Below are 15,286 nucleotides of genomic sequence, written 5' to 3' on the forward strand. Positions count from 1 at the left end.
GACGCAGAGGTCTCCAGCGGGTCGGGGCGCCGCTCGGCCGCTAGAGGGCGGGCGGCACCGGTCGGTGCCACGCGGGCGGGCCCCGCAGGGGCACCACGCCGCGCCACGTCTGGCGCTCGAAGGAGCCGTCCTCGGCGGCGACCGGCAGCTCCGCCCAGGCGGGGAGCCGGACGACACCGGTCGGCGCGAGCCGACGGCCGAGCCAGGCGACGAGCCACATCAGGGCCCGGTCGGTGCCCGCGATCACGGCGGCGCACGCCAGGACCGCGATCGCGTGCGCGGCGATCATCGACCACGCACCGAACATGGGCAGCAAGGTCGCGTGCGCCGCGGCTGATCCGCACCCCGAGGTCGCGAGGTAGGCGGAGTGCGCGGCTCCCGCCATGTGGGCGTGCGCACCCGAGGGGACGAGTGCGGTGCACCCGCCGTCCTCGAACACCGAGAACGCCGCGTGCAGGCCCACCTGACCGGACGCGAGCAGCGCCGTCGAGCCCAGCATCCCGAGCCGGTGCGACGTGACGGCGGCACAGAGCGCCAGCACCAGAGCCCCGAGCGTCAGCGTGACGGTGCCGGCCGGGAGCGACCCGCCGCCCAACACGTGCGCGCCCGCCGCGAGAGCGACGACGACCGCGGCCACGACGAGCGCGCGCGCGAACCGCAGCGCTCCCCTCGTCGGCGTGACCACCGGGACACCGTAGCCCGATTGTCCGATCCGCGGGAGAGCGCTTTCCGAGATGCCTCGGGAACACATCTGCCGACCGCCGGCGTTACGCACTACGGCCTAGTGCCCTCCCAGCGCCCCCCTCGTCGAGAAGGTCCGATGTCGCAGAGCACGCACCCCGCAGCACCCGAGGCCTCCTCGGCCGGCACGTCGAACCCCTCCGGGTTCCAGCCGCCCACGCACCGGGAGATCCTGACCATCCTCGGCGGCCTGATGATCGGCATGTTCCTCGCCGCGCTCGACCAGACCATCGTCGCGACCTCCATCCGCACCATCGGGGACGACCTCAACGGGCTGTCGCTCCAGGCCTGGGTCACCACCGCGTACCTGCTGACGGCCACGATCTCGACCCCGCTGTACGGCAAGCTCTCCGACATCTACGGGCGCAAGCCTCTGTACATGACGGCCATCACGCTGTTCGTGATCGGCTCGGCACTGTCCGGCAGCGCGGACTCGATGTACCAGCTCGCGGCCTACCGCGGGCTGCAGGGGCTCGGGGCCGGCGGCCTGATGGCCCTCGCCATCACCATCCTCGGCGACCTGGTCGCACCCCGGGAGCGCGCCCGGTACCAGGCCTACTTCCTGGCGGTGTTCGGCACGTCGTCGGTGCTGGGCCCGGTGGTCGGCGGCTTCTTCGCCGGCGCCGAGACGATCCTCGGCATCGACGGCTGGCGCTGGGTGTTCCTCATCAACGTGCCGATCGGCATCGTCGCGATCCTCGTCATCTGGCGCGTGCTGCACCTCCCGCCCCTGCGGCGCGTGGAGCACCGCATCGACTGGCAGGGCGCGCTCGCGCTCGTGCTGACGCTCGTGCCGCTGCTGCTCGTCGCCGAGCAGGGCCGGGTGTGGGGCTGGGGATCGGACCGGGCGCTCGCCAGCTACGGCGTGGGGCTCGTCGGGCTCGTGCTCTTCCTGCTCGCCGAGCGCCGCGCGCAGGGCGACGCGATCCTGCCCCTGCACCTGTTCCGCAACCGCACGTTCTCGGTGGGGGCGGCCGCCAACACGGTCATCGGCCTGGGGATGTTCGGTGGACTCGCGACGCTCCCGCTCTACCTGCAGATCGTCAAGGGCCAGACCCCCACGCAGGCGGGGCTGACGCTGATCCCGTTCACGGTGGGCATCATGGCCGGCTCGGTGATCGCCGGTCAGACGACGTCGCGCACCGGCCGCTACAAGATCTTCCCCGTGCTCGGCACGGTGCTCATGGTGATCGGCGCGGCGACGTTCTCGCAGGTGGACGCCAGCACCCCGCTCGCCTACATCTTCGCGGCCTCGGTCATCTTCGGCCTCGGACTGGGCACCACCATGCAGCCGCTCGTGCTCGCGGTGCAGAACGCGGTCGACGTCCGGGACATGGGCGTGGCCACCTCGTCGTCCCTGTTCTTCCGTCAGATGGGCGGCACGCTCGGCACCGCGATCTTCCTGTCGGTCCTCTTCTCGACGGTCGGCAGGAACATCCAGGACGCGTTCGCCCGCCTCAGCACGGCGCCCGAGTTCCGGGCGGCGCTCGCCGACCCGGCCGTGACGGGCAACCCCGACAACGCCCCCGTGCTCAACCTGCTCAACGGCTCGGGCTCCGTGCCGCCGATCGACGACTCCGCGTTCATCGGCCGGCTCGACGCCCGGCTGGCGCGCCCGTTCCTCGAGGGCTTCGCCCAGTCCGTGGACCTCGTCATGATCCTCACCGCGATCGCGCTGGTGCTCGGGGTCGTCCTGGCGATCATGCTGCCCGAGCTGCCGCTGCGGAACGTGTCCGGCATCCAGGGCCGCATGGACGAGGACCATGCCCGGGCCACCGGCGCCGGGGTCACGCCTGACGGCGCGACCGCCAGCCTCGTGGCTCAGGAATCACCCCGGGCGGGATCCGACGATTCACAGGCGGCTCCCACCGAGCGCCGCTAGGTTCGAGGCACGACCCTGCGCGGAACCGACTGGGAGGCGACGATGCACGAGCACGGCCAGAGCTGCACCGGATGCATCGATCGACGCCAGATGCTGGCGCGGACCGGCTCGTTCACCGCGGTCGCCGCGGGCGTCGCGGTGCTCGCGGCCTGCGGGGGCGGGTCGGACACCCCCACCGCGACGCAGGCGGCCGACGGCTCGCTCGCGAAGGTGGCGGACATCCCGGTGGGCGGGGCGATCGCGGCGTCGGCGGGCGGGCAGAAGATCCTGCTGGTCCAGGCGACCGCGGGCGAGGTGACGGCCTACTCCGCGATCTGCCCCCACCAGGGCTGCACGGTGGCGCCTGGGAACGGCGAGCTGGACTGCCCCTGCCACGGCTCGCGCTTCGACCTGACCGGCGCGGTGCTTGCCGGGCCGGCGAAGGAGGGCCTCACGCCCTTCGACGTGCGGGTCGAGGGCGACGCCGTGTTCGCGGGTGCCTGAGATGGCCTGGCTGCGAGGGCCCGCCGCCACGTCCGCGGTGCTGCGCGCGCTCGTCTCCGCGAGCGTCATGCTCTCGGCCGTCATCCACCTCGAGCTGTGGGCCGACGGCATGAAGGACACCCGCGTCGGCACGGCGTTCATGATCAACGCCGTGGCCGGGCTGGTGATCGGCGTGCTGCTGCTGGTGTGGCGCCACTGGTTCCCGTTGTTCCTGGCGGCCGGTTTCGGTGCGTCGACGCTGGGCGCGTTCCTGCTGTCCACGACGTCGTCGGGCTTCATGGGCGTGCACGAACAGTGGCAGGGCTTCCCGATCTGGGCGTGCGCGATCGCCGAGGCGCTGGCGATCGTGCTGTCCGTCTGGGCGTTCCTCGTCGAGCGCGGGCACCCGGCCTCGGTGGCCTGACCGGGCGGGCGCTCAGCCCCAGACCAGCCCGTGCGCGGGCTCGGCCAGCACGCGCGCCACGTCGGCCAGCACCCGCGCACCGAGCTCACCGTCCACCAGGCGGTGGTCGAAGCTCAGCGCGAGCTGGGTCACGTGACGCACCTTGATCTTGCCCTTGTGCACCCACGGCTGCTCCCGGATCGCGCCGAACGCCAGGATCGCCGCCTCGCCGGGGTTGAGGATGGGGGTGCCCGTGTCGATGCCGAACACGCCCACGTTGGTGATCGTGATCGTGCCGTCCGACATGTCGGCGGGCGACACCTTGCCGGCGCGAGCCGTCGCGGTGAGCTGGGCCAGCCCGTCGGCCAGCTCGCGCAGCGTGAGTCGGTGCGCGTCCTTGATGTTCGGCACCACCAGCCCCCTCGGCGTCGCCGCAGCGATGCCGAGGTTGATGTAGTGCTTGTAGACGATCTCCTGCGCGCCCTCGTCCCACGAGGCGTTGATCTCCGGGTGCCGACGGATGGCCAGCATGAGCGCCTTCGCGGCGACGAGCAGCGGCGTGACGCGTACGTCGGCAAACTCGCGGTCGGCCCGCAGCCGCTCGACGAGCTTCATGGTGCGCGTGACGTCGACGGTGTGGAACACCGTGACGTGCGGAGCGGAGAAGGCGCTCGCGACCATCGCCTCGGCCGTCCGCTTGCGCACGGACTTGACGGGCACGCGCGTCTGGCGGCCGTCGGAGGAGACGGTGCCCGAGGCGAGCCAGGGCTGGTCGTCCCCCGCGTACGTGGCGAGCGTCCGGCCCTCCGCGCGGGCGCTCAGCGCCAGCACGTCCTCGCGCGTGACGATCCCACCGGGGCCGGTCGGCGTGACGGAGTCCAGGTCGACGCCCAGGTCACGGGCCAGCTTGCGCACGGGCGGCTTGGCCAGGGCGTGCGGGCTCCGGGGCACGGGCGCGCCCGCACGCGCGGTGGCCGACGATGCGGCGGCGGTCTCGCCACCGCGCGGACGACGACCCGCGGCGCCCTCCGCCAGGCCGTAGCCAACCAGCACGGCGCCGGCGGGTTCCGCGTCCGCCGCGGATGCCTGTGCCGACTGGGGAGCGTCCGCGGCCGGGGCCGGAGGACGCGCCGCCTCGATCTCGTCGGCGCCGCCGGGCTCCACGCCGCGGTGCCGCTCCGACCCACCGACGTGCCGCACCGACCCGGTGACGACGGGCGGCTCGGCGGGCGCACCGTCAGGGTCGATGTCGATCTCGATGATCGGCACGCCGACGTCCACCGTCGTCCCCGGGGCGACGAGCAGCTGTGTCACCACGCCGGCCCAGGGGCTGGGCAGGTCGACGAGCGACTTGGCCGTCTCGATCTCGACGATCGTCTGGTTGACCTCGACGCGGTCTCCCACGGCCACCTGCCACGCGACGATCTCGGCCTCGGTCAGCCCCTCACCCGCGTCGGGGAGCGGGAACTGCTTGAACGTGGGCACGTCTCGTACTCCTCGGGTCGGTGCTGGGCGTCAGAAGGCGAGCGAGCGGTCCACCGCGTCGAGGACGCGGTCCAGGCTCGGCAGGTAGTCGTGCTCGATCTTGGCCACCGGGTAGGGCGTGTGGAAGCCACCGACACGCAGCACGGGCGCCTCGAGGTGGAAGAAGCACTCCTCGCTCACCCGCGCGGCCACCTCCGCACCCGTGCCGTAGAGCACGGGTGCCTCGTGCACCACGACGCACCGGCCCGTCTTGCGCACGGACTCCGCGACCGTCGCGGTGTCGAGCGGCGAGAGCGTGCGCAGGTCGACGACCTCGATGCTCGTGCCCTCCGACGCGGCCGTGTCGGCGGCCTTGAGCGCGGTCTGCACGGTGGGGCCGTACGCGACCACGGTGATGTCGGTGCCCGGGCGGACCACCCGGGCGCCGTCCAGGCCGTTGGCCGCGGGCGCGTCCAGGTCGACCTCGCCCTTCTCCCAGTAGCGGCCCTTGGGCTCGAAGAACAGCACCGGGTCGGGAGACCGCACGGCCTCCTGGATCATCGCGTAGGCCTGCGCCGGGCTCGACGGCGTGACCACCCGCAGGCCGGCCGTGTGGGCGAACAGCACCTCGGGGGACTCGCTGTGGTGCTCGACCGCGCCGATGCCGCCGCCGTAGGGCACGCGGATGACGACGGGCAGCGTGAGCCGGCCGTGCGAGCGGTAGTGCATCTTGGCCAGCTGGGTGGTGATCTGGTCGTACGCCGGGAAGATGAAGCCGTCGAACTGGATCTCGCACACGGACCGGTACCCGCGCATGGCCAGCCCGATCGCGGTGCCGACGATGCCCGACTCGGCGAGCGGCGTGTCCACCACCCGCTGCGCGCCGAACTCCGCCTGCAGCCCGTCGGTGACGCGGAAGACCCCGCCCAGCTTCCCGATGTCCTCGCCCATGAGCAGCACGCGAGGGTCGTCGGCCAGGGCCCGACGAAGGCCGAGGGTGATCGCCTTGGCAAAGGTCAGCCGCTGCACGCCCGTCGGCTCCGGGCGGCTCTCGACGGCGGCCGGCGCGGCTGCGGTGGTCGTGCTCATCGGTGGCTCCCGTCCCTCGTCTGCTGCCCGGCCGCGTGGTGCGCGCCCTCGCCGTGCCTGCCGTCGCCGTGCTTCCCGTCGAGGAACGACGACTCGTAACCCTCGAACCACGCCCGCTCCGCGTCCACCACCGAGTGCGGCGTCGCGTAGACGTGCTCGAACATCGATGCCGGCGACGGACGGCCCATCGCGCGGACCGTGGTGCGGATGCGCTCGCCGAGGTCGTCGGCCTCCGCGTCCAGCTGGTCCAGGAAGGATGTGGGCAGCTCGCCCAGGCTCTCGAGGTACGCGCGCAGGCGGTCGATCGGGTCGCGACGCCGCCAGTAGTCCTCCTGCTCCGCGCTGCGGTAGCGGCTCGGGTCGTCGGACGTGGTGTGGGCGCCCATGCGGTAGGTGAACGCCTCGATGAAGGTGGGCCCGCCGCCCGAGCGCGCGCGCTGCAGCGCCTCCTGGGTGACGGCGTAGGAGGCGAGGACGTCGTTGCCGTCCACGCGCACCGACGGGATGCCGAAGCCGGGCGCGCGGTCCGCGAGCGGCACGGTGGACTGGTTCGTCGTGGGCTCGGAGATCGCCCACTGGTTGTTCTGGCAGAAGAACACCACGGGCGCCTCGTTGACCGCCGCGAACACGAGCGCCTCGCTCACGTCACCCTGCGACGTCGCGCCGTCGCCGAAGTACGCGACCACGGCGGTGTCGCGCGTGGGGTCGCCGGTGCCCACCGCGCCGTCGCGCTGCACGCCCATGGCGTAGCCGGTGGCGTGCAGCGTGTGGGAGCCGATCACGAGCGTGTACAGGTGGAAGCCGTGCGCCACGGGGTCCCAGCCGCCGTGGTCGATGCCGCGGAACAGGCGCAGCACGTCGGCGAGGTCGACGCCGCGCGTGTGCGCGACGCCGTGCTCCCGGTAGCTGGGGAACACGTGGTCCTGCGGCAGGAGCGCGTGCCCGGAGCCGATCTGCGCGCCCTCCTGGCCGAGCGCCTGCGCGAACAGCGCCAGCTCGCCCTGTCGCTGCAGTGCGGTCGCCTCGGTGTCGAACCGTCGGACGATGACCATGTCGCGGTACATCGCGCGGAGCGCGTCGGCGTCGAGGTGCGCGACCAGGTGGTCGTAGGCGGGGTGCGAGACCCGTCGGCCCTCGGGGGTGAGCAGCTGGACCAGCCCGTCCGTGGTGAGGGGGCCGGATGCCGCCGCAGCCACGTCGGCGGCCGTCTCGGTGGTGTCGTTCGAGCTCACGCGGTTGCTCCTTCGCGTGCCGCGGCCTGCGGGCCGCACCGGTGCGTCCGAGCGGGGGACTCGAACCTACGACACCGTAGCCTACGGAACCGTAGGTTTCTCGGGAAGGCCTCCGACAAGGCTCGGGTGTGACCTTTGTGGGGCTCCCACAGCCGGCGGGGGCGTGCTGCGGACGAGCCGCGAGTGGGAGGGGCGCCGGCCCGCTCTTGGGCGGGCGCGGTCTACGGCGACGACGACCGCTCGCAGATCCGCGCCCCCGCGCCTCCGCGCCCCCGCGCCTCCGCGCCTCCGCGCCTCCGCGCCTCCGCGACCGGCCTCCCCCATCACTTCGCCGGTTCCGCACCGAAACGCCGATTCAGATCGGCGAAGCCATGCTGAATCGGCGAAGCGACCCGGGCACTCGCGAGGCCGGGGCTGGCGCAAGTGGAGGTGGGGCGGCAGGGCGACGGGCCCGGTGTAGGCGAGGTGGCCGGCCGGTCTCCCGTCACTTCGCCGATTCGGCATCGGTACGCCGATTCAGATCGGCGAAGTGATGCGGAATCGGCGAAACGACGGAGGCACTCGCGGCTGGCGCAGGGCGAGGCGGGGCTGCGTCGGGCCGGGCCGGGGCGGAGCGGCGGCCGGGGCGGGGAGCGGGTGGCCGGGGCGGAGCGGGTGGCCGGGCCGGGGTGGGTGGCCGGGCCGGGGTGGACCAGGCGGCACCGCCCGAGCCGGGGTCAGCGGGACAGGTGCTCGCCGGCGATCTCGAGGAAGAGGTCGATCGCCTCGGGCTCGCCCACACTCACGCGCACGCCGTCACCGGCGAAGGGCCGCACGACGACGCCCGCGCGGATGGAGCGCTCGGCGAAGTGCGTCGACGCCTCACCCAAGGGGAGCCAGACGAAGTTGGCCTGCGTGTCCGGGACCTCCCAGCCCTGCGCGCGCAGACCGTCGAGCAGCCGGGTGCGCTGGCGGACCACGCGATCGACGCGCGCGAGCAGCTCGTCGGCCGCGTCCAACGACGCGAGCGCGGCGAGCTGCGCGGGGTGCGAGACGCCGAACGGCGTCGACGCGGCCCGGATGCCGGCGGCGAGCCGCGGCCGGGCGACCGCATAGCCGACCCGGAGGCCGGCGAGGCCGTAGGCCTTGGAGAAGGTGCGGAGCACGACGACGTTGGGGTGGTCGGCGAACACGGCGAGCCCGTCGGGCACGTCGGGATCGCGGACGAACTCGACGTAGGCCTCGTCGAGCACGACGAGCACGTCCGACGGGACCGCCTCGAGGAACGCGTCGAGCTCGTCGGCGTGCACCGCCGGCCCGGTGGGGTTGTTCGGGGTGCACACCAGCACGACGCGCGTACGGGGCGTGACCGCTGCGGCCATCGCGGCGAGGTCGAGCCGGCCGCCCGCCGCGAGGGGGACGGGCACGCCGACTGCACCCGCGAGCGTGATCGCGATCGGGTACGCCTCGAACGAGCGCCAGGGCAGCACCACCTCGTCGCCCGCCTCGCACACCGCCGTGAGCACGTGCCCGAGCACGGCGACCGAGCCGCACCCGGTGACGATGGTGTCGGTGCCGACCCCGAGGCGCGCCGCGATCGCCTCAGACAGCTCGGTGGCGTACATGTCCGGGTAGCGGTTGATGTCCGCGGCCGCGTCGACGATCGCCGCCATCACCGACGGCAGCGGCGGGTACGGGTTCTCGTTCGAGGACAGCTTGAACGCCGCCGCCCCCACCGGTGCACGGCCGCCCGGCACGTACGGGGGAAGGTCGGCGAGGGCCTGGCGCAGGGGGACGCGGGTCACGCGGACAGCATGCCACCCGCCCCCGGCGCGCACCGGGCTGAGTCCGGCGCCAGGTGGCAGGATCGCGCCATGGCCTTCGCGATCCGCATCCTCATCAACGGCGTCGCCATCTGGCTCGCCACCGTCCTGCTGTCCGGGCTCGACGTGGTCGGCTACGACTCCGACTGGGAGCACGTCGCCATCATCCTGCTGATCGCGCTCGTGTTCGGGATCGTCAACGCGGTGGTCAAGCCGATCGTCGCGTTCCTCTCGATCCCGCTCTACATCCTGACGCTGGGGCTGTTCACCCTGGTGGTCAACGCCCTCATGCTGATGCTCACGGCGTGGGTCACGGAGTTCACCGACTGGGGCCTGCGGATCGACGACTTCTGGACCGCCGTGCTCGGCGCGCTCATCATCTCGCTGGTCAGCTTCTTCCTTTCCCTCCTGCTCCCGGACGCCCGGGACTAGTCGCCGCCCGCAGCTGCGGGGTCCGCGGCAGGCCCGTGCCCGGGTCTGTGCGCACCAGGGCCGGTGACCGCGTGACGGCGAGCTGCCACGTCCGCTGGGTGGTCCCCGGGGGCCCCAGCACGCGGGCCAGCTCCGCGTCGAACCGGCGCAGCGCCGGGCTGCCCGCGAGCGCCGCGTCGGCCAGCTCCGCGGTGCGTACGTACTCCTCGAGCGCGTGCGCGTGGGCCACGTTCGCGGCCCCGATGCTGCGCCGCACCGCGACCACGTCGCCGCTCACGACGTCGGCGCGGCCGTCGGTCTGGGGCACCACGTCCTCGTCGATGCGGTAGTGCCGGGCCTGGACCCCGGCGGGGAGGGTCCGGGGGACGTCGGGCGACCCCGCCGTCAGCACGGCGCGCACGTCGTACGCGCCCGCCGCCAGGACCGCCGCGGTGACGGCCACCATGCCCCCCTGGCTGTGCCCGGCGAGCAGCACCGGCTCGTCGGGCGGCACGCCCAGATCCCGCAGGACGTGCAGGACGGCGGTCGACATGTCGTCGGGCAGTCCCCCCATGAGTCGCGCGTTGGTGGCCATGTCCGTGGCCACGTCCCCGCCGAAGGCGGCGCTCTGCGTCCCCGGGATCTCCACCACCCAGCCGCGCGTGCCGTCGGGGTGCGTGAGGCGCTGCACCGAGATGCTCGAGCGAGCCGTGCCCGGGAGTCCGCCGTGGTCGCTCGGGTAGGTCGCGGAGACGTTGCGCAGCAGGTCCGCCGCCGACCGGGGTACCGGCAAGGCGGGCGGGTCGGCGCGCGGGAGCAGCACGGCCGGCGGCAGCTCACCCGACGCGGCCTCCCCCGCGAGCGCGCCCAGCGGGTCCGTCGCGGGTGGCCGCGCACCCGGCAGCGCGCCGCGCAGGAAGGCCGCGGTCGGAGCCACGAGGGCGGAGGGCACCTGCGCACTTGCGGCCGCGCCGGCCACGCGGGTCGCGTCTCCGCGCGCCCCCACCCACGCGCCGACGGCGGCAGGGACGACGAACGGGACCACCGCCGGCAGCAGCGCGGGGACCTCCCCCGCCACGTGCGCCTCGGCAGTCACGACCGCGTGCATCGCCCGGCCCACCCACCACTCCGCCTCGTCGAGCCTGCGGAGCACGTGGCGCAGCCGCCGAAGCAGGTCGTCGACGTGCCGGGCGGCGAGCAGCGCGCTCCGGCCCAGCGCGTCGGTGTGGGACGCGGCGAAAGCGGGACGCGGACCGTCGACCAGGGCCGGCATGCTGCGTGCCTGCTCGGCGAGACCCGCCGCCCGCAGGCGGGCGTCCGCCCGCCAGAGCGCGTCGACGGCGGCGCGCAGCACCGCGGACGCGCGCTCCAGGTCCCCGAGCTCGACGGCAGTCGGCCCGGGGCCGCCCACCGCGCGGACGCTGCCGTCCCCCCACGGGGACCCGCTCACGGGCGGCACCCCACCAGCACGACCAGCTCGTCCGTCCCGCGGTGCACGCGCGCGACGAGAGCCGACGACGCGTCGACCCCGGCCCGGTAGGGAGCGGCGAGCGGCCCGGCCCACGGCACCGAGCCGGCGTCCGCGAGCAGGCGTCGCGCCTCGGCGAGCTCGTCGAGGGCGGCCAGCAGGTGCGGGAGCGGATCGGTCCACATCCCGCGACCGTAGGAAGCGGGATCCACCGCTCCGCGACCGCGGCGCCGGCGCCGGGCGCATGCGGGCGAGCCGCCGGGGCTGTGGACGCCTCAGCGGTCCGCGGGCAGGTTCGGGAGCGCGATCAGCGCGACCCCGAGCGCGGCCAGCACCGCCGCGGCCCGCCACACGTCGCCCGTCCCGAGCGACGCGCCCGAGACCGTCACGGCGAGGATCGCGAGCGCCTGCGCTCCCAGCTGGACCCCCAGGAAGCCCCGCGCGGCGCGGGTCAGCACGCGCACCTCGACCCAGGCGTTCCACGACCCGCGCGCGGCGAACGCAGCCGTCCACAGCGTGAGGTGCACCAGCAGCACCAGCGCCATCACGACCCCGACAGGCGGCCGGCCGCCGATGAGGACGATGACGCCCGCGAGCGCCCCGACCAGCGCCGGCAACGCACCCCACGGACGCCAGGCCACCGCGGCCGCGATCACCGGCGACACCACCCAGACCGTGCCCGCCGCCGCCCCGGCAGACAGCGATGCGACGACCAGCAGCGCGACGACGACCGGAACCAGCGCGGCACGCACCAGGGCGAGCGCGACCACGGTCCCGGACTCCAGCTCCGCCTCGGCGGAGAGCTCGGCACGCCTCATCGCGCTCCCGCCCCCACCCGCCGCTGCGACCGCCGCGCCAGCTGCGTGAGCTGGCTCGCCGGCGACTCGTGCCAGGTGACCACCTCGACGTCGGCGTCTGCGAGCGCGGCCAGGCGGTTCTCGCGCCCCAGCCGCACGATGCGCAGCGCGAACCGGTGCCGCTCCTTGAGGTGCGCGGTCCGCAGCGGTGGCAGGACGTCGACGGCGATCACCCGGTGGCCGGTCCGGCGCCACTGCACGCCGACGTCCGCGGCGTCGTCGTCGAGGAACGTCGAGAACACCACGACGAGGGCGCCCGACGGCACCTGCGGCGCGCGGACCCGACCGCGCGCCTCGCCCACCGGCGCGGTCACGGCGAGGGCCTGCCGGATGCGGTCCAGCTGCCGGCGGCCCCCACCCGGGGGCAGCGGCCGCCGCATCGCGGCCAGGTCGTCGAGTCCGACGCGGTCCCCCGCGCTCAGGTAGGCCTGGGCCAGGGACGCGGCCGCCCGGCGCGCGATGTCGAGCGAGGTGGCGTCGGACGCCGCGGGCACGGTGGGCCCGCGCCAGGTCAACGGGTCGGGACCCACGTCGTCGCGCGAGTCCACCACGAGCACCACCACCGCCTCGGCGAGGGCGTGCTCGCGGCGCACGTAGAGCTCGGCGAGCCGGGGCGAGCGCCGCGCGGTCACGCGCCAGTCGATGCGCCGCAGGCGGTCGCCCGGTGCGAACGGGTGCACGTCGCGCAGCGAGCCGCCCTCACCCGGCCGGCGCGAGTCGTGCGCGCCGGTCAGGCCGCGGAGCCGTGGCGGCAGGGGGAGCACGTCGAGGTGGCCGACGTCGGGCAGCACGAGGGTGGTCCGCGAGACGGGCTGCGCGGCCTCCGACATGCTCGCCGCGCCGGGGCCGATCCCCTGCGCGTCGACGTCGGCGAGCGTCTGCGGCCCGGTCCGGACGGTGCGCACCACGAGCGGCAGCTCTCGCGTGCCGTCCACGTCCACCAGCACCTCGCGGACCACCTCCTGGTGGCGCCGCACGACGACGAGCACGGCCGCGGTGCCCGGCGGCGCGGTGAGCGTGACGTCGCCGGTCAGCGTGCCCGCCGCCGCGGCGCGGCCCGTCGCCTCGAGCGTCGCGTGCACGGCTCCCCCGGGGCGCCGCCGCCAGTCGAGCACGCCCGCGACCACGGGTGCCGCGCCCAGCACGGCGACGTCCGGCCGTCCCGTGACCGCGCCCACCAGCAGCAGGGCGGCACCGACCGCCACGCCCGCGGCGGTCACGCGGGCCCTCGGCCAGCGCTCGCTCATGGGGTCACCGGGTCACCGGCCGGGCGTCGCGCCGTCGTCGGGCCCGGCACGGACGCGAGCACCTCGGCGACGACGCGCTGCGGCGCGACCCCGGCCGCCCACGCCGACGGGGAGAGCGAGATGCGGTGCGCGAGCGTCGGCACGCCCACGGTCTTGACGTCCTCCGGCGTCACGAAGTCACGGCCGTCCAGGATGGCGAGAGCCCGTGCGACGAGCACGAGCGCCTGCGAGCCGCGCGGCGACGCGCCCACCTCGACGGCACCGTGCGTGCGGGTGGCGGCGGCGATGTCGACGCAGTACCGCACCACGTCCGGGTCGACGCTCACGGCCTCGGCCCCGGCCTGCATGGATCGCAGCGTCGCGGCGTCGACGACCGTGCGCACGGGCGCCTCCTCCGCGCGCCGCGACAGGCGCCGGGCCAGCACGTCGACCTCCGCCTCGCGGTCCGGGTAGCCGACGGCGAGGCGGACCATGAACCGGTCCAGCTGCGCCTCGGGGAGCGGGTAGGTGCCCTCGTACTCCACCGGGTTGCTGGTCGCGAAGACGTGGAAGGGCTGCGGCAGGGAGTGCGTCACGCCGTCGACGGTGACCTGGCGCTCGGCCATCGCCTCGAGCAGCGCGGACTGCGTCTTGGGCGCCGTCCGGTTGATCTCGTCCGCGAGCAGCAGCCCCGCGAACACCGGGCCCGGGCGGAACTCGAACGACGTGGTGGCGGGCTCGAAGACGCTCGAGCCCGTGATGTCCGACGGCAGCAGGTCGGGCGTGCACTGCACGCGGCGGAACTCGAGCCCGAGCGCGGTCGCCAGGGACCGGGCGGCGAGCGTCTTGCCCAGGCCGGGGACGTCCTCGAACAGCACGTGGCCCGACGCGAGCACCGCCGCGAGCGCCACCCGCAGCGGCTCGCGCATGCCGACCACCGCGGTGGCCACCTCGTCGAGGACGGCGCGACCCGCGGCGGCGACCGCGGGCACGGGCAGGGTCTCGGGCGTGCTGGTCATGTGCTCTCCGGTGCGTCGTAGGCGTGCGGGTGATCGTTGGCGCGGGTGGGGCCCAGCCGCTCGAGGGCGTCCAGCGTGTGGCGCACGTCCGCCGCGCCGGGCAGCGGGTGCGACAGGCGCGTGAGGGTGGCGTACGCGCGGTCGCCGACGAGTGCACGCGCGCGGTCCGCGTGCTCGGGGTCGCCGAGAGCGACGCCGTGCCGGGCGAGGCGCACGGTGCCCACCTCGCGCAGCCGGCGCAGCGCCCGCTCCGAGAGGCGCCCGTCGCGGCTGCTGAACGCCCAGGCCAGCTCCTGCAGCTCGCCGCGCGCGCCGTCGCGCCGGATGACGCGCTCGGGCTCGAGCTCGACCTCGTCCTCGAGGTCCAGCCGGCCCAGCAGCACGACGACCGCCGTGACCACCAGGCCGAACAGCAGGGCCGTGCCCGGCCGCGTGACGAGCAGGGCGACGCCCGTGGCGAGCACGAACGCGAGCACCCCGTTGCGCACCTGCCGCCGCGTCACGGCCGCTCCTCCACGCGCACGTGCCGCACACCGTCGGCCAGCACGACGAGCGCCTCGCGGGCGGCCGCGACCTCGTCCCCCGTGACGGCGTGCTCGCTGTACCTCGCCTGCAGGTACAGGCCGAGCAGCCGTCGGGTCGCGGCCGGGTCGGCCATGGTCGAGCCCAGCACGTCGACGGTGAACTCGGTCGCGGTCTCCGCACGGTCGCGCACCACCTCGCTGCGGGCCGCCGCCTCCTCGAGCGCCACCCAGGCGGCCACCACCGCGTCGCCCGGAGGGACCTCGGCGTCGTCGAGCAGCCGGGTCGCCTCGACGATCGCGTCCCGCAGCGCCGGCATCGCGAGCTCGTGCGGCGGACGGTCGACGACGGGCTCGTCGGCCTCAGGGCCGTCCGCCGTGATGCCGCGGCGCAGCCACCGGCGGGCGCGCACCAGCACGTAGCCGATGGTCAGCAGCAGCAGGAAGCTGAGGATCGGCACCCACGCGGGGACGCCGTGCTGCTGCCCCGCCCCCGCGACGGGCGTCGGGTCAGGCCCCGGGGTCGGCACCGCCGGCGGGGCGATGTCGAGCGTGGGCATGCCCGGCACCTGCACCTTCGCGTGCCAGGACCCGGCGAAGGCCGCGGCGAGGACCACGAGCGTCACGAGCGCGGCCACCGCGGCGCCGGTCCGGCGAGCGTCCTGCGTGCGCTGCACCGATCCTCCTCGCCGCCACGCGTCATGGCCGT

16 protein-coding genes are annotated in these 15,286 nt (G+C 74.9%); 4 read left to right on the forward strand and 12 right to left on the reverse strand.

Going from position 1 to position 15,286, the window contains the following annotated elements; translation table 11 throughout:
- Positions 1 to 40: 40 nt before the first annotated feature.
- Positions 41 to 685, reverse strand: coding sequence for a hypothetical protein (locus tag QRT05_RS01525; protein ID WP_289444566.1), 645 nt, complete (start codon positions 683 to 685; stop codon positions 41 to 43).
- A gap of 135 nt (positions 686 to 820) precedes the next feature.
- Between QRT05_RS01525 and QRT05_RS01530 the strand changes: the two genes are divergently transcribed.
- The 3 genes from QRT05_RS01530 (at position 821) to QRT05_RS01540 (ending at position 3,509) form a co-directional block, all read left to right on the forward strand.
- Positions 821 to 2,623 carry an MDR family MFS transporter gene (locus QRT05_RS01530; RefSeq protein WP_289444568.1) on the forward strand — a complete coding sequence of 601 codons (1,803 nt, stop codon included), beginning with the start codon at positions 821 to 823 and terminating at the stop codon, positions 2,621 to 2,623.
- Positions 2,624 to 2,713: 90 nt separating this feature from the next.
- The gene (locus QRT05_RS01535; protein ID WP_289444570.1) at positions 2,714 to 3,106 is read left to right on the forward strand and encodes a QcrA and Rieske domain-containing protein; all 393 of its coding nucleotides are present in this window, start codon (positions 2,714 to 2,716) and stop codon (positions 3,104 to 3,106) included.
- Position 3,107: 1 nt separating this feature from the next.
- On the forward strand, positions 3,108 to 3,509 hold the full coding sequence (locus tag QRT05_RS01540) for a hypothetical protein (RefSeq protein ID WP_289444572.1): 402 nt from the start codon (positions 3,108 to 3,110) through the stop codon (positions 3,507 to 3,509).
- Positions 3,510 to 3,521: 12 nt separating this feature from the next.
- Here the strand turns inward: QRT05_RS01540 and QRT05_RS01545 are convergent, their stop codons facing one another.
- The 4 genes from QRT05_RS01545 to hisC all read right to left on the reverse strand — a co-directional run bounded on the left by QRT05_RS01545 (position 3,522) and on the right by hisC (position 9,057).
- Positions 3,522 to 4,973 (reverse strand): dihydrolipoamide acetyltransferase family protein, encoded by a 1,452-nt coding sequence (locus tag QRT05_RS01545; RefSeq protein ID WP_289444574.1) that lies wholly within the window; start codon positions 4,971 to 4,973, stop codon positions 3,522 to 3,524.
- Positions 4,974 to 5,003: 30 nt separating this feature from the next.
- Positions 5,004 to 6,041, reverse strand: a complete 1,038-nt coding sequence (locus QRT05_RS01550) for an alpha-ketoacid dehydrogenase subunit beta (RefSeq protein WP_289444576.1) — start codon at positions 6,039 to 6,041, stop codon at positions 5,004 to 5,006.
- Complete coding sequence (pdhA, locus tag QRT05_RS01555; protein WP_407650274.1) at positions 6,038 to 7,273, reverse strand: pyruvate dehydrogenase (acetyl-transferring) E1 component subunit alpha; 1,236 nt, start codon at positions 7,271 to 7,273, stop codon at positions 6,038 to 6,040. Before pdhA ends, QRT05_RS01550 begins: the two co-directional genes overlap by 4 nt.
- Positions 7,274 to 7,989: 716 nt before the next feature.
- Positions 7,990 to 9,057 carry a histidinol-phosphate transaminase gene (hisC, locus tag QRT05_RS01560; RefSeq protein ID WP_289444578.1) on the reverse strand — a complete coding sequence of 356 codons (1,068 nt, stop codon included), beginning with the start codon at positions 9,055 to 9,057 and terminating at the stop codon, positions 7,990 to 7,992.
- Between the two features lie 69 nt (positions 9,058 to 9,126).
- Here hisC and QRT05_RS01565 point away from each other — a divergent pair, with 69 nt between their 5' ends.
- A complete protein-coding gene (locus QRT05_RS01565; protein WP_289444580.1) occupies positions 9,127 to 9,507 on the forward strand; it encodes a phage holin family protein in 381 nt (126 codons plus the stop codon).
- Here QRT05_RS01565 and QRT05_RS01570 read toward each other — a convergent pair.
- The 7 genes from QRT05_RS01570 to QRT05_RS01600 all read right to left on the reverse strand — a co-directional run bounded on the left by QRT05_RS01570 (position 9,464) and on the right by QRT05_RS01600 (position 15,254).
- A complete protein-coding gene (locus QRT05_RS01570) occupies positions 9,464 to 10,936 on the reverse strand; it encodes a hypothetical protein (protein WP_289444583.1) in 1,473 nt (490 codons plus the stop codon). The genes QRT05_RS01565 and QRT05_RS01570 overlap by 44 nt on opposite strands.
- Entirely contained in the window at positions 10,933 to 11,139 is a 207-nt protein-coding gene (locus QRT05_RS01575; protein WP_289444586.1) for a hypothetical protein, read from the reverse strand. Before QRT05_RS01575 ends, QRT05_RS01570 begins: the two co-directional genes overlap by 4 nt.
- A 90-nt stretch (positions 11,140 to 11,229) precedes the next feature.
- The gene (locus QRT05_RS01580; RefSeq protein WP_289444589.1) at positions 11,230 to 11,772 is read right to left on the reverse strand and encodes a hypothetical protein; all 543 of its coding nucleotides are present in this window, start codon (positions 11,770 to 11,772) and stop codon (positions 11,230 to 11,232) included.
- Positions 11,769 to 13,058, reverse strand: a complete 1,290-nt coding sequence (locus QRT05_RS01585) for a DUF58 domain-containing protein (protein WP_289444591.1) — start codon at positions 13,056 to 13,058, stop codon at positions 11,769 to 11,771. The genes QRT05_RS01580 and QRT05_RS01585 overlap by 4 nt, the downstream gene beginning before the upstream one ends.
- Entirely contained in the window at positions 13,055 to 14,056 is a 1,002-nt protein-coding gene (locus QRT05_RS01590; protein ID WP_289444592.1) for an AAA family ATPase, read from the reverse strand. Before QRT05_RS01590 ends, QRT05_RS01585 begins: the two co-directional genes overlap by 4 nt.
- Positions 14,053 to 14,559, reverse strand: coding sequence for a hypothetical protein (locus tag QRT05_RS01595; protein ID WP_289444594.1), 507 nt, complete (start codon positions 14,557 to 14,559; stop codon positions 14,053 to 14,055). The genes QRT05_RS01590 and QRT05_RS01595 overlap by 4 nt, the downstream gene beginning before the upstream one ends.
- Positions 14,556 to 15,254, reverse strand: a complete 699-nt coding sequence (locus QRT05_RS01600) for a DUF4129 domain-containing protein (RefSeq protein ID WP_289444596.1) — start codon at positions 15,252 to 15,254, stop codon at positions 14,556 to 14,558. Before QRT05_RS01600 ends, QRT05_RS01595 begins: the two co-directional genes overlap by 4 nt.
- Between the last annotated feature and the right edge of the window lie 32 nt (positions 15,255 to 15,286).

The organism is Cellulomonas edaphi (assembly GCF_030362815.1).
In the GTDB taxonomy this organism is placed as follows: Bacteria; Actinomycetota; Actinomycetes; order Actinomycetales; family Cellulomonadaceae; genus Cellulomonas; species Cellulomonas edaphi.

What these genes read in the sequence shown, in the direction of transcription:
- QRT05_RS01530 (WP_289444568.1), top strand. Translation starts at nt 821, where the DNA reads ATGTCGCAGAGCACGCACCCCGCAGCACCCGAGGCCTCCTCGGCCGGC.
- QRT05_RS01535 (WP_289444570.1), top strand. Translation starts at nt 2,714, where the DNA reads ATGCTGGCGCGGACCGGCTCGTTCACCGCGGTCGCCGCGGGCGTCGCG.
- QRT05_RS01540 (WP_289444572.1), top strand. Translation starts at nt 3,108, where the DNA reads ATGGCCTGGCTGCGAGGGCCCGCCGCCACGTCCGCGGTGCTGCGCGCG.
- QRT05_RS01550 (WP_289444576.1), bottom strand. Translation starts at nt 6,041, where the DNA reads ATGAGCACGACCACCGCAGCCGCGCCGGCCGCCGTCGAGAGCCGCCCG.
- QRT05_RS01565 (WP_289444580.1), top strand. Translation starts at nt 9,127, where the DNA reads ATGGCCTTCGCGATCCGCATCCTCATCAACGGCGTCGCCATCTGGCTC.
- QRT05_RS01575 (WP_289444586.1), bottom strand. Translation starts at nt 11,139, where the DNA reads ATGTGGACCGATCCGCTCCCGCACCTGCTGGCCGCCCTCGACGAGCTC.
- QRT05_RS01580 (WP_289444589.1), bottom strand. Translation starts at nt 11,772, where the DNA reads ATGAGGCGTGCCGAGCTCTCCGCCGAGGCGGAGCTGGAGTCCGGGACC.
- QRT05_RS01585 (WP_289444591.1), bottom strand. Translation starts at nt 13,058, where the DNA reads ATGAGCGAGCGCTGGCCGAGGGCCCGCGTGACCGCCGCGGGCGTGGCG.
- QRT05_RS01590 (WP_289444592.1), bottom strand. Translation starts at nt 14,056, where the DNA reads ATGACCAGCACGCCCGAGACCCTGCCCGTGCCCGCGGTCGCCGCCGCG.